General features: G+C 55.4%; 12 protein-coding genes. 5 read left to right on the top strand and 7 right to left on the bottom strand.

Features of this window, described 5'->3' with window-relative positions; translation table 11 throughout:
- Nucleotide 1: 1 nt before the first annotated feature.
- Nucleotides 2–460 (bottom strand): hypothetical protein, encoded by a 459-nt coding sequence (locus SA339_03720; GenBank protein ID MDW5562311.1) that lies wholly within the window; start codon nt 458–460, stop codon nt 2–4.
- A 106-nt stretch (nt 461–566) separates the two neighbouring features.
- On the bottom strand, nt 567–773 hold the full coding sequence (locus SA339_03725) for a hypothetical protein (protein MDW5562312.1): 207 nt from the start codon (nt 771–773) through the stop codon (nt 567–569).
- A gap of 318 nt (nt 774–1091) precedes the next feature.
- Here SA339_03725 and SA339_03730 point away from each other — a divergent pair, with 318 nt between their 5' ends.
- Together SA339_03730 and SA339_03735 are read left to right on the top strand one after the other, a co-directional pair.
- Complete coding sequence (locus SA339_03730) at nt 1092–2876, top strand: PAS domain S-box protein (protein MDW5562313.1); 1785 nt, start codon at nt 1092–1094, stop codon at nt 2874–2876.
- A 1071-nt stretch (nt 2877–3947) separates the two neighbouring features.
- Nucleotides 3948–5915, top strand: coding sequence for a hydantoinase/oxoprolinase family protein (locus SA339_03735; GenBank protein ID MDW5562314.1), 1968 nt, complete (start codon nt 3948–3950; stop codon nt 5913–5915).
- Here SA339_03735 and SA339_03740 read toward each other — a convergent pair.
- From SA339_03740 to SA339_03750, 3 genes are read right to left on the bottom strand one after another with little or no spacing between them, the layout of a single operon-like run.
- Nucleotides 5912–6802 carry a hypothetical protein gene (locus tag SA339_03740; GenBank protein MDW5562315.1) on the bottom strand — a complete coding sequence of 297 codons (891 nt, stop codon included), beginning with the start codon at nt 6800–6802 and terminating at the stop codon, nt 5912–5914. The genes SA339_03735 and SA339_03740 overlap by 4 nt on opposite strands.
- 1 nt (nt 6803) lies before the next feature.
- Entirely contained in the window at nt 6804–7607 is an 804-nt protein-coding gene (locus tag SA339_03745) for a tetrahydromethanopterin S-methyltransferase subunit A (GenBank protein ID MDW5562316.1), read from the bottom strand.
- Between the two features lie 5 nt (nt 7608–7612).
- Entirely contained in the window at nt 7613–8653 is a 1041-nt protein-coding gene (locus SA339_03750) for a uroporphyrinogen decarboxylase family protein (protein MDW5562317.1), read from the bottom strand.
- A gap of 94 nt (nt 8654–8747) precedes the next feature.
- On the opposite strand from SA339_03750, the gene SA339_03755 reads away from it, so the two are divergent.
- Nucleotides 8748–9158, top strand: a complete 411-nt coding sequence (locus SA339_03755) for a cupin domain-containing protein (protein MDW5562318.1) — start codon at nt 8748–8750, stop codon at nt 9156–9158.
- 89 nt (nt 9159–9247) lie between these two features.
- A complete protein-coding gene (locus tag SA339_03760) occupies nt 9248–9748 on the top strand; it encodes an MGMT family protein (protein MDW5562319.1) in 501 nt (166 codons plus the stop codon).
- Nucleotides 9749–9802: 54 nt separating this feature from the next.
- Here the strand turns inward: SA339_03760 and SA339_03765 are convergent, their stop codons facing one another.
- Both SA339_03765 and SA339_03770 read right to left on the bottom strand, forming a co-directional pair.
- Complete coding sequence (locus tag SA339_03765) at nt 9803–11254, bottom strand: APC family permease (GenBank protein ID MDW5562320.1); 1452 nt, start codon at nt 11252–11254, stop codon at nt 9803–9805.
- 232 nt (nt 11255–11486) lie between these two features.
- Nucleotides 11487–11816 carry a hypothetical protein gene (locus SA339_03770; protein MDW5562321.1) on the bottom strand — a complete coding sequence of 110 codons (330 nt, stop codon included), beginning with the start codon at nt 11814–11816 and terminating at the stop codon, nt 11487–11489.
- Nucleotides 11817–12381: 565 nt separating this feature from the next.
- On the opposite strand from SA339_03770, the gene SA339_03775 reads away from it, so the two are divergent.
- Complete coding sequence (locus SA339_03775; GenBank protein ID MDW5562322.1) at nt 12382–13167, top strand: B12-binding domain-containing protein; 786 nt, start codon at nt 12382–12384, stop codon at nt 13165–13167.
- The last annotated feature ends 5 nt before the right edge of the window (nt 13168–13172 follow it).

A 13172-nucleotide genomic window follows, 5' to 3' on the forward strand; every position in this document is an offset into this window, starting at 1 on the left:
ATCAGGAAGATCCTTGGCGCTCATACTTCGAGCTCTCGATCCGCTCCTCCAACATTTCCTTCTCGGTCTTGACCTTCTCCGTCTCCCCCGTCCCGACGGGCCAAGTGACTGGATCGTTCACTTTGGTATGCATCATGCTGCTCTTCCCGCATGCTGGGCACTTCATCAACTTCAGTGATCCGACATGCACTAGGGTCGGGTGCCAGGGGGTTTCAAAGACCACTCCGCACTTTGGGCATTTTGCTCTCACGGTAAGACCTCGAGGTCTCGCATCATTACTTGCGAATATAACCATAGCCGCTTGGATCGTTGGGGGCGCCACTATGGCGAGGCATAGGAAAGCGCCAATAGTCCCCAGGACAGCGGCCAGGACCGTAATCCGGGAATGTTTGTCGTTCCACGTCTTACGGGGCTTGCCATTGTTCCCGGTCGTTTCCATCTCAACCTTTATGCTCTCCATCTTCGCACCTCAGAAGTAATAGGTCACTAGGGCCAGAGCAGCGAAGATGAAAACAGCCCGTACAGCAACAGCGCTTCCTCGGTGAGCTTCCAGAGGATTAGGCAACCTACGGCCACGGCTGGAAAATGTAGGTGATGATCGGAGCACCCACTCTTATCTCCTTATCCGAGGTCGCGGCCGATGCCGTGTCAGTCACAAAGCTAACAGCCAGAACCATCATGACGAGAATGAGGATGGCGGCTGGCACGATGCGGGCGCGGAGATCCTTGAGCTTACTCCGAACCCTCTTGGCGATGTTCCTAAGTTCGGACATCGCCAGAGAGGAATAGTTCAGAGGTATCCTAGCGTTGCGCTAGTGCTTATCTCGAAACCCCTTTTTATATTGATAATGAGAGATTTTGCATAAATGATCATGGCGGCCTAGATCCGTATCGCTTGGATGGGGCACAGTCCGAGCCGTGTCAGATGACAGCAATAAACACCTTTGAGTAATATGGCGAAGAAAATCAAGGAGGATACAACCATCCACATCGAATATTTTCCAGACATATAAGGACTATTGATATGAATCCTTATCAATAATATAAATAAGCCAGTAAGGTATATAGGCCCCATCAGCGATTTTTATTAGATGGATAATAAGTTCAAGGTTGTTACAATCGTTATTTTAACCATTTTAGCCCTGACCTTGACACTCATTTTTAATTTGATTGGGACCACTTCAATATTGCTCAGTTTATTCTTCTTCGTTCCCATTATCCTCTCTGCCTATTGGTTCAATTATCATGGGGTCTCCACATCCCTGGTCCTTGTTGCTGTGCTCATTGGCACAGATGTCTATACTGGCCAAGAAAGCCTCCTTATTGACGACCTCCTACACGCCGTTACGTTCGTTGGCGTTGCAGTTATTATCGCCATCTTGAGCACCAGAATTAGAAGGAGTGTGGATGCTCTCACTGAAGTAAAGAGAATCATGAGAGGAAGCGAATCAAGTTATCGCTCAGTGGTGGATCACATCAGCGAGGGTCTGTTCATCTATGATTTCTCCGGAAAACTACTAGACTGCAACGAGCGGGCCTGCCTGATGGTTGGCTATAATCGAAGCGAATTACTCAGTATGAACCTCGGGGCAATTAATGGGCAGGATGACAAACAGCTCATGGAAGAGCGCATATCTCTGCTGATGGAACTAGATAACATCGAGTTCGATGGAGAATTGATCTCGAAGAAGGGAGAACATCATTCCGTCAGTTTCGTCGCCAGTCTGGTCTCCACCGAGGGTGCGGGAAAGGTCCAGAGCATCGTGCGAGATATCTCCTGGCGAAAGGAGGCTGAGGAGGAGATCCGTTCGAGCCGCGATCAGCTAGCGGAAGCTCAACGTATCGCACATTTAGGAAGCTGGGATTGGAATTTAGAAGATAATAAGCTCGTATGGTCTGAAGAGGCTTATAGGATATTCAAGAAGGATTCCAACGAGTTCATCCCCACCTACGAGCGTTACAAGGCGTTATTGGATCCGTCTGATAAGGCCTTCGTTGAAAGTGAAGTGCAGGCTGCCTTAGATTATAAGCGCCCCGTGGACATGATATACCATATTATTCTGGACGATGGAACGAGGAAGACCGTTCAACAAATGGGTAAAGTGACCTTCGATGACAAAGGAAATCCAATCCGTATGGATGGGATAGTGCAGGACATTACCGACCGAAAGCGTATCGAGGACGCTCTGCGCCAAGCGAATATGAAGCTCAACTTGATGAGCAACATCACCAGGCATGACATGAGGAATGTCATAATGACCATTGATGGTTATCTGGAACTCGCTTCCATGCCAAAAAATGAACAGAAGAGAAATGAGTTAATATCGAAGGCTCAGGCTAGCCTAGAGCATTTGGATCGTTTGGTCCAGTTCTCCAAGGATTACCAAGACATCGGTGTACAAAGCCCACTTTGGAATGATATATCATCCATCCTACGAAAGTACGAGCATCTGGTCAAAGGAGCTGGTCGAGAACTGGAGATAGATACCGACGGCCTGGAGATATTCGCCGATCAGATGCTTGAGAAGGTCATCCTCAACCTGATCGATAACTCGCTCAGGTATGCGGATGGGGCATCCAGGATTCACTTCTTTGCAAAGAGCACTGAGGCGGAACTAGTCCTCATATGCGAGGATGATGGCCCTGGAGTAGTAGAAGCTGAAAAAGAACAGATATTCGAAAAGGGGTTTGGAAAAAATACGGGTTTAGGCCTATTTATGGTCCGAGAGATCTTAGGAATAACGGAGATTGCTATCAAAGAGAATGGTAGGCCTGGAATGGGGGCAAGGTTCGAGATGCATATCCCCCCTCATGGATACCGCTACGCCGTAGATTTTACCCAAAGACAGACCACTATGGAGGGAGTTGAAGAGTAGGACGATGTGATCACTACTTTCACTTCAAGCTTCATCTACCTTGTAACTTCGTTGATTGAATGTCTGATTTTTTTTATATTGTATTCTTCCAAGGAGATTTCTGCGACATAGCTATTGGTCACTCCAGAGATGAGTTTTCCCCCTGGTATGGGAAAGAGGAGCAAGTTCAGTAGGTTAATTCTATGATGCCTAAGAATCATCTCCCTTTGTTTCGCATTTTATTAATATCGAATGTCTGGCTTTTCGAGAAATATTCCTCTAAAGCAATCTCTGCAACACTACTCTTGGGCACTCCAAAGATGCGATAATCTTTTCCAACCTCTCAGCCTGCTTAGGTGATATGCGGATTTGTAAAACCACTACATCGCCCTTGGCCTTTTGATTGGAGATCAAAGCTTACCTCCCAGTTTTGTTCTTGCCAAAGGAAGAAGTATAACAAACTCGGCCGGTTTCTTCGATGATTTCCCTGGCTCTCGAGTATTGGAGAGGGCTAGGAAAAGGGGGAGTGAAACGAAAGAGGCGAGGACCGCTAGGAGTCGGATAAATGCAAGCAGCCAGGGAAGCCTTCGAAATTTAGAACCCCCTGAACCCGCTTCCTAGCGCCCCTAGGCCGGTTTCCGACCCTCGCCCTTGTGGCAGCTAGCCTATCGGCGTTGACGAAGCCTGAGACCGGAACGAAGCTCTTACAACGGGCGCAGCTGTCGCAGCTATCGCCCGTACAACGCTCCGTCATCGTGGTACAGGCGTCGATCTCCTTACCGTCGCCATCGGCCTTGATGCAGAAGTCACAACAGTCATTGAAGATCAGTTCTACGCTCAGAGGCCCACCTCCCGGCGTAGCGGATAGAGGGGGTTTCGGCAGGGTCCGTTGTGAGGTATGCCGCAGAGTGGGCAATCCGGAACAGAAGTTATGGCAAGCCCGCTAGAAGCAAGGAGTGATTTCATCCTCTCAACTTGCTCCCTGAGTCCTTCGCCAGTATCCGAAATTTGAGAAAAGGAGTTATACCTCACCAGGCGCTTGCCGCCAGTCGGCGAGATCTCGCTAGGCAACCTCGGAAGTGACGATTCGGAATGACCATCGACGTTAGCAACGGCATCATTTATGGGTTGGGGATCGACACCGGCGGCACCTATACCGACGCAGCGATACTGGACCTCCGCACTAAAAAGGTCCTGTTCAAGGCCAAGGCCCGCACAACTCATCACCAGCTGAGCATCGGGCTGGGAGAAGCCATCGACAATGTCTTGGATGCCTTCGGGTCGCGGTCGTTCGACCCCAGCCTGGTGGGGGTGTCCACGACCCTTGCCACCAATTCCATCCTTGAAGGCAAAGGGGGCCAGGTAGGCCTCATCGGTCTGGGCTGGAAGCCACAGGACGGGTGGGACCTGGGCGCCAGTATCCAGAGGTTCGTCGGAGGAGGCCATGACGTCAGAGGCCGGTCCGTCGGTCTCTTGGATGTCGAAGGCATCGAAGCGGCGGCCCGGGATATGAAGGGACGGGTTGATAGTGTGGTCGTGTCCGGCCTGTTCAGCGTTCACAACCCCTATCATGAGATCGAGGCAGGGAAGCTCGTAGGCCAGCGACATGGCATTCCCACCGTCCTAGCTCATCAGCTCACCGGGGAACTGGGGATTCATGAGCGCACAGTGACAGCAGTGCTCAACGCTCGCCTGATCCCCGTCCTCCAGGACTTCCTCTCCCGCGTGGAAGGCATCCTTGCCGACCGCCAGATAGCCGCCCCGGTGATGGTATTCAAGGGGGACGGAACGTTGATGAACATGCGCACGGCGATGGAACGACCGGTGGACACCATCCTGTCCGGCCCGGCGGCCAGCGCCATGGGCGGAGGGGTGCTCGCGGGTATCGACGACTGCGTGGTGGTGGATATGGGAGGCACTTCGACCGATATCGCGGTATTGGAGAACGGCGTGCCGAAGGTCACCTCGGAAGGCTCTATGGTCGGTCAGTGGAGGACCAGGGTAGAGGCTGTAGACATGTGGACAACCGCCTTGGGCGGCGACTCTGAGGTCCGGGCAGGGAGGACCACCAAACTGATCATCGGACCTGAACGGGTGGTCCCGCTATGTTTCGCCTCCCAGGAGCATCCTGGGCTGATAGCCAAGATGTCCGCGTTGAGTGAAGCGCGGTTCCTAATTGCACCGCCCCAGCAACACCGTCTGTCGCCCTCGGAGGATCGCATCGTCGCCTTTCTGCGGAAGAACGGTCCCACGACTCCTGGAGAGCTCAAGAGAGAGATGGAAGACATCATCCTGCTGGACTCGCACCTCCGGGACCTTCGGGCCAGAGGCATAGTACAGGGCATCGGCCTAACCCCGACCGACGTCCTCCATGCCTGCGGTGTTTTCATCAGGGGCGATCGGGAAGCATCCCGGGTCGGCGTCCGCCTCTACGCCAGCGTGCTAGGGATAGAAGATGACGAGCTTATCCAGGAGGTCATGCGTTCGGTCACCGCTCGCATCGCCGATGAGGTGATGCACAAGCTATTGTCCGATGAATTGGGGGCACTGCCCGACTCGCCATCGTTCAAGGGTGTCATGGACCTTATTACTGGTCGAAGGTGCTGCCCGACGATAAGCCTCAAAGCCCAGGTGAATCGCCCCATCGTCGGGCTGGGCGCTCCGGCTAGGGTCTTCATCTCACCCCTAGCCGAGATCCTGGGAGCCAGGGTCATCATCCCCGAGGACCACGACGTAGGGAACGCCGTGGGCGCGGTCTGCGGGCAGGTGTCCGAGTTCGTGGACGTGTTCGTCTACCCCCGGGAGAAGGGTTATGCGGTGTTCTCCTCGCTCAATGCCCCATTCCCCTGTGGGGGTGAGGACGAAGCGGTGAGGAAGGCCAAGGAGCTTGCGACCAGGTATGCGTTGGAGCGGGCGCGGGCCGCGGGTGGGACGGACCTTGTTGTCGATCTCAGGGTGGAGGAGGAGCGAGGTCTCTCCAACAGCACCCTCCAGTCTGACGAGCTGGTCCAGATGAGGGTCCGGGCCCGGGCGGTCGGTCGGCCATCAGTCGAGCTCTAGAGGTCGGTGGCAGCCTGTCTCATCATCTCGTCGGCGAAGGACGCGGCGTAGAACACGCGGCGGGCGTGCTCCAGGGGCCCGTAGACCACGAAATCCCCTCCCGCCATAATGGGCATGACCGCCGAGGCCTCGTCCACGTACTGGTACAGCTTGCGGTCCTCCCTCGCTATGGACGTCAGAGGACGATACGACTCCACCGCGTTATGAAGGGCGCATCCGGCGGGCAGCCCCCACTTCGCCTTAGCCACCATTATCGCCCTCAGAGCGGAGCCTGCCCCCTGCTCGGCAGCCATCACTGCGGTGTCGACAAGCGGCCTCGTTATCCCGGCCTGGCGGGCGAGATCGATGAGCCCCGATGGAAGGATACCGCCCCCGTCCTCGAGCAGATAGATCTTACCCTTCAGGTCGGTGTCCCGGGGATTGAAGGCCATGAGGACCGCGGCGGTGACGCGTGCGTCCCTCACCGCCTCAAGCTCCTCCGAAGTGGTCCCGGCCGATAGAGAATTGTAGATGACTCGTTCGGAGATGCCCATCTCCCTCGCCGCCCGGGCGCCGGACAGCCGGACCTCGGCGCTTGGAGAGTCGATGAACAAGGGCATCGATGTCAGGTCGACCGCCTTTCTAAGGTGGGCCTCCATGGCCTCCGCGGTCTCGGCAAAGAGCATGACTCCACCAGGGGTCGATGTCTCCTCAGCCGCCGCCGCAAGGGATGTGAGCAAGCGCTCGAACGATCCCTCCTTGCATCGGCCGGTGACGCGATCCTCGATAATGCTATGACGAGGGTAGCCCAATGAGCCGATCATCACCGTGCGATGCTTCCCCGGTTGTCCTCCGAACCGGACTCCAGAGATCTCGAACTCCTCCTGCTGGCTGTGGAACCGTATCACCTTATTGCACCCCCTTCAGGTATCTCTGCAACCGCCCCGCGAGCTCTACTGAGGGCACCATCCTTACTACCCCGTCGACCGGATCGAGGATCACCCGGAACTCGGAGGACACGATGGCAATGTCGGTCCAGGTGCTCAGCCGCTCGCTCGGCATCCTGAGCATCTGCCCCACGAAGTCGTCGGCCAGGCGGTTCAACTGGCGGGCGATGCTCTCTCCCTCGGCCCGCAGCGCACTGCCGGTGGATGTGAGCGCCGGGGCTGTCAACGGCCCCGGATCTCGGTCCCGGCATTCCTTTATCGCTCTCGCCAGTTCTTCGACGCTCGGCGGGTCGAGCACGTACTCGGGATCGTAGGCCACGATCTCCGTCACCTCCTTCACGTGCACCAGATCGACGACCTCCACCTGCTGGCGGAAGCGCTCGACCGCCTCCCGGGACAGGTTGCAGAGGAAGGGGATGGCCGAACGGGAGCCGATGATTCTCATCTGGTCGTCCACACCGTTTCGGTGCAGGGAAAGGATGGCATTGGCCGGAAAGTGGCCGAACTCCTCCCGGCCGCAGACGATGAGGAACCGGATGGTATGATTGCTCACGATGTTCGTCACTACCTTCTCCAATCCCATGTTCTCCGTCTTCATCGTCCCCTTGATGGCATATCCCTCCTCAAGGTCCACCCTTCCCCGCCCGATGATCAGAACCGCCACCGGACTGCTCGGGTCACTCACCACATAATCTCCGGGGACCAGAGGCCAGGCGCGCCCATCTTCCTCGGGCCGGGCAAGTTCGACTTTTCCCACAATGTCCATGGGGTTCACTCCCTCACCCGCCGGCCGTAGCGTTCCACGCTGTCCCTGAGCCGCTTGATATTTTCCACAGGGGTTTTATACCCCATCTCGCAACCCGGTCCGACGATGATCCCCGGGCCGGGACCCCATTGATCCAGCGTGCCTTTCACCGTTTTCTCCACCTGATCGGGTGTCCCCGACTGAAGCAGCTCAGCGTGGTCGATGCCGGCGATCATGCACGCCTTCCCCCTGACCGCATCGAAAACCTCCGCGGGGTCCACGTACTTGAGGTGGAGGTGGATGGCCGTCGGACCATACTCCATCTGCGTGGACCAGAACGGACGGGCCGCGCAATTGTGGCATATCGTCCTCAGCCCGTTCTCGCGGTATGAGCGTACCGTCTCGTGCATGTACTTCCCGTCGAACTGGGCGTACTGCTCCAGACTTACCATCTCCCCGCCAGCGGTGCCGTTCTCGATGAAGACCTCCTCCACTCCAATCTCCCTCAGGGCTTCTCCGTACGCCCGGGAGGATTCGGTCAGCACCCCCAGCGCTTTGGCGGTGACATCGGGGTCGGTGAAGTAGGTCATCATCACGTTCTCCAGACCGAACAGCTCGGAGGCGATGACCGCCGGCGAGTTGATGCAGCCGACCACCGCCACCTCTTTGCCTACTTCGTCCATCATGATCGATGCCGCCCGTAGGGGAACCGACCAGAACCTGTCCTTCCGCGGATCGACCGGTGTGAGCTTATCCACTTCGCTCAACTCCACATACCTGTCCACCCGGGGATAGAAATCCCTCTCAGGCCACTTCCATACCATGCCATGGGCCTGGGCCTCGATCAGGATGTCCCCCCATCCCGCCATCACATTGTCGAAACCGTACATCCGGTAGGAGGCCAGGGCAAGCTTGGAGAAGATATCTGGGTCATGAAACCCATCGTACCATCGCAGTCCGGTGTCCTGCAGCAGCCACTTTGCCGCTCCGAGGTGCTGGTAGAATAGCGGCACCCTGTCCGTCTCCTCTCCTTCCAGCGCGGCCTGGAACCGATCGCGGGGGATCATGCACCTGAATCTCCGTCGAGAAGTAATAACACTAAGGTCGCCCGCGCCCCGAGCAGGCGCAAGTTTGAGGTCATGCTGTTACACTCTTTTATTCATGACCAACAGCAAAGGGAAGAAGAAAGGGTTCAATTCAAACATAGAGAGGGACACCTTGGACAATACCAATTTCCGCAAGGTCATGTACACAGCCAAGTACAGCCAGCTGGTCCTAATGTGCTTGAAGCCGGGTGAGGAGATTGGCATGGAGGCCCACGATGATGGGGATCAGTTCTTCCGTTTCGAGGAGGGTGAGGGTATGGTCTCGATCGACGGCCATGAGTACAAGGTCAAGGATGGGAGCGCAGTGGTCATACCTGCAGGAGCGATGCACAACGTGACCAACACCGGCAAGGATCTGCTAAAGATGTACACAATCTATTCTCCCCCAGAGCACCAGGATGGAACGTTGCACAAGACCAAGGCTGAGGTCAAGGAAGAGCACTTTGACGGCAAGACCACGGAGTGAACAGCAAACCTCTTTCTTACTTTCTCATCAGATTAATCTGGAGGTATGCGTTCTCAGGAAAGGAGATTGAGATGGCGGGAAGTCGAACAATGGGGGCGGATGACGACGGCATATATGTACGGTTCAGTGAGGAGCTGGGCTTGTACATCGAAATGGTCATCAAGGGAGGAGAGGTGGAAGCGGTGAGTCTGACGGTGGAAGCCCCGAGTGAGCCTTACCGAACTGACCATCCATTCTTGGAAAGGGTTATTGGGCACATCGCCACCGGAAGGGACGACCTGAGGGACATCCCGGTGCACCTGGTGACCTCTTCCTTTGATCACCAGGTACTGGAGGCTTTGCGGGAGATCCCCTCCGGCCAGGTGATGAGTTATGGGGAGGTGGCCAGAAAGCTTGGCCGCCCTCGTGCGGCGAGAGCGGTGGGGAACGCCTGCGCCCGGAATCCGGTGCCAATAATAATCCCCTGTCACCGCGTGGTCCCTGCCTCTGGGCGTCTCGGTAATTATTCGGGTGGCGGCGGCCCACGGACCAAAGAGGCGATCCTGGAAAGAGAAGGCGCGCTCGGCGGGCCGAAGGAAAAAAAGCTCTAAGGATCAGTTCTCTCAAGGGAATAAAATAAAGGTGGATGAGAAAAGGTTTAAGGTTCAGTTCAATTCCGCTTTTTCTTTGGTGCGGGCACTCATTCTCTCCTTGTAGTTCTCCCGCTGAGAGTATAGCCACAGAGGTATGAAGAGGACTAGGACCCCGAACCCTACCATCGTCGGTACGATGCCATAGGCCAGGTTGTTGATGTACACGGCGCCGATCAGGAGGAAAGGCATCTGCAGGATGGCCAGGACCAATGCTATCCACTTCCATCCGCGTGGTGCCTTATATGGCCTCTCCAGATCCTTGAGGGCGGGATCCCGGCTCGCCTTGACATAGGCGAAGAGGGCGATGGCGAACACGAACACATAACCGATTGCGGACATGGCCAGAATAGCCACCGGGTTCCCCTGGAGGATGAACAGCAAAGCCAGGTTGAACAAGGCGATGACGAGAATCCCGCGCATAGGTTCGCCCTTGCGGTTGGTCTTGGCGAACCAGCGCGGGAGGTTGCCTTCCAGGGCCATAGCATGCATGGCCCTGGCCCCGGCGGAGTAGCCGATCTGGATGAGAAGGATGCAAGCAAATACCATCAGCAAGATGACGATCGACCCGGCGAGGGAACCGAAGCACATGACCGCAACGCCGTACAGAGGGGAGATCGGTTCAGCGAGGACGCCTTCCACTCCCAGGGCTCCGATGACCGAGGTCTGGATCAGGACGTACATAATAAGGCACACGATGCCCGCGGCAAAGAGGGCTTTTGGTACGTCCACGGAGGGCTTTTGGTACTCTGGGCCATATACCGCGACCATCTCCCAGCAGCAGGCTGACCACTGGGCGATGACCACCAGCCCCAGGACCATCATCATATGGTCGCCGTCCCAGGTCCAATCAGCGGGGACCATGGCGGAGGTAAGGTTCTCCAGGTGGAAGTTGCCAGTGGCGAAAGGAGCTAGAGCGATAAGAGCGATGGGCACAATGGTCAGCATGCCTACGATCAGCCCGAGCAACGCTCCTGACTTCAGCCCGGTGGAGGCGATGATGGCCAAACCTCCTAGGATGATGAGCCCTAGGATGATATTGAGCTGCAGTTGATCCATTGCAGCGAGGTCCGGGAACACCGCCCCCAGGTAGTTGCTGATGATGATTATGAAGACTGCCAGCCCAGGCGCCCAGACCAACCAATAGGCCCATCCGCAGAATCCGCCGATGAACCGTCCCCGATCGAATCTCTTATTCTCGCCATCCTTCGACTTGAAGATCTCCTGGCAGAAGCCAGGTATACCTGAGGCGTTAGGGAAGGTGGTAGCTAGCTCAGCGAAGGCCATGTTCTGTATGAATCCCTGGATGACCGACAGTCCCCATAGCAGTACCGAGGCGGCCCACAGGAGCTCGACCGTAATGCCGATGCTGGGGATGATGGCCAAAGGGATGCCTATGCCGATCAGGAAACCGTGCTTCCAACTTATGCATCGCTTGAGGCCGCATTGCTCGTTCGTATCTGTCATATCTAGACTCCCAATGATCGAGGTTTGATGTTCGATTGTTAATGATCGATCATAAGCCGACCCAGCTTTCGCTAGGACAGCTGATCATTCATAAGCCAGCAGGTCGCTGGAAGAGTTGGATGTTACATCCAACGAAGCCTCGATTCAAGGGTACGATATATAATGTTTTACGCCCTGTAAACATAGTTGGATTATACATCCAACTTGCTACGAGGTTAGGTCCCTTCTCAGTTCACTCCTCGAAGTGGATGCAGATGCTTCCCTCCTTGATCGCGTGGCGCTTGGAGATCATGCCCACCTCCATCCAGACGACGTTGAATACCGCTGCCGGTATGAGGCAAGTCGGGGTGAGATGACATTCTGTGGAGAGGCGCATGATCTTCGAACCCTCCAACTGAATATAATCGTCCGGACCGACCTGGCCAAGGTGTCGGCCATAGTCGCGAACATCCTTGCAGGTCGACCGGATCCTGACCTTAATCGTCCCATCCGGTTGTTTATCTGCATCTATCAGTGTCTTATGGTCACAGATGCTCATGTCAACTCGGACCTTGGAAGTCATATTATCGACCTCTCATGGGCCTCTGGACATTTATGATTTGCACGTCCAGAACGGCCAGGAGAGCCTCTTAAGTGTATAGGTCGGCTCACAACGTGATGTGGCGACTCAAGATCCACGCCGCACGTACCTTGAGGATCACCGGATCATCGCCATGGTGTAGATAGAAATAATCGAGATGTGGCATCACGGCAAGGTTCACGTATTATTAACGTTCTATATGGATAGATAAACGTCCTTCTCGAGGACAACATTATCATTCTAGTTTTTAAGAACGGACACTTACAATCGAGCATTAGCTTTATATCGTCTTGGGGCAAATCGAATAACTAAGTGCGAGCATAGTGTCGATCTACCCATCCTAAAGGCACCTTGTTGGGGTTGTGCCTGAGGGAAGCCAGATGCTAACGGTAGGTCTTAATTTAATCTAGCTTTAATTATAGATTTCTTCTCTATTTTACTAAAAAAGTAAACAATTGTTTATATACTATTCCCGTTATTGGGAATCTCGACAGTCCGAGTTCCGCGGTGGGGTTCGGGCGGTTAAACTAGAGGAGAGAATGAGAAAATGCTAGACTTCGACAATGTGAAAGCCGACATGATCTTGACTCGGTATGACATCAAGATGGAGTCGCAGGAGAAGCCAGAGGCAATTGCTGCGAGGATGCTTCCCAAGGACCCGCTCCTGAAGAAGGTCGCAGAGGATGTATTGAACCTGAAGGGCAAGCTCATCGAGGACGATGTTAAGGCTGCTCTGAAGGAGAACTCCCCTGAGGACGTCATCGAGGGTGGCCTGCTGAAGGGCATGGATGTTGTGTCTGAGCTTTACGGACGCGGTATCTACTACCTGCCGCACGTCATGGTCGCCTCTGACGCCATGGACAAGGGAATGAAGATCGCTGAGGCTGCCCTCCAGCACGGAAAGAAGGTTAAGGGCACCATCGTTATGCACGCCGCTGAGGGTGACCCCCACGACATTGGCAAGAACATCGCCGCTGTGCTGCTGAAGTCCAACGGCTTCGGTGTCGTCGACCTGGGCAGGGATGTCTTGGTCTCCGATGTTGTCGCTGCTGTCGAGAAGAACAAGCCCCAGATGGTCACCGGCACCGCCCTTATGACCACCACCATGTCCGCTTTCCCCAAGATCGCGGAGAGGCTGGAAGAGATGGGCATAAACATCCCGTTCGTCTGCGCCGGCGGTGCAGTCAACAGGCAGTATGTGGAGTCTTACCCGATGGGTGTCTACGCCGAGAAGGCCGCCCAGGGACCCGCCCTTGCTACCAAGACCGTTGAGGGCTGGGACTGGAGGAAGTTGAGAGACAAGTGGGACGACCTGATGGCGGGGAAGGCTTAATCGAG

The organism is Methanomassiliicoccus sp. (assembly GCA_033485155.1).
In the GTDB taxonomy this organism is placed as follows: Archaea; Thermoplasmatota; Thermoplasmata; order Methanomassiliicoccales; family Methanomassiliicoccaceae; genus UBA6.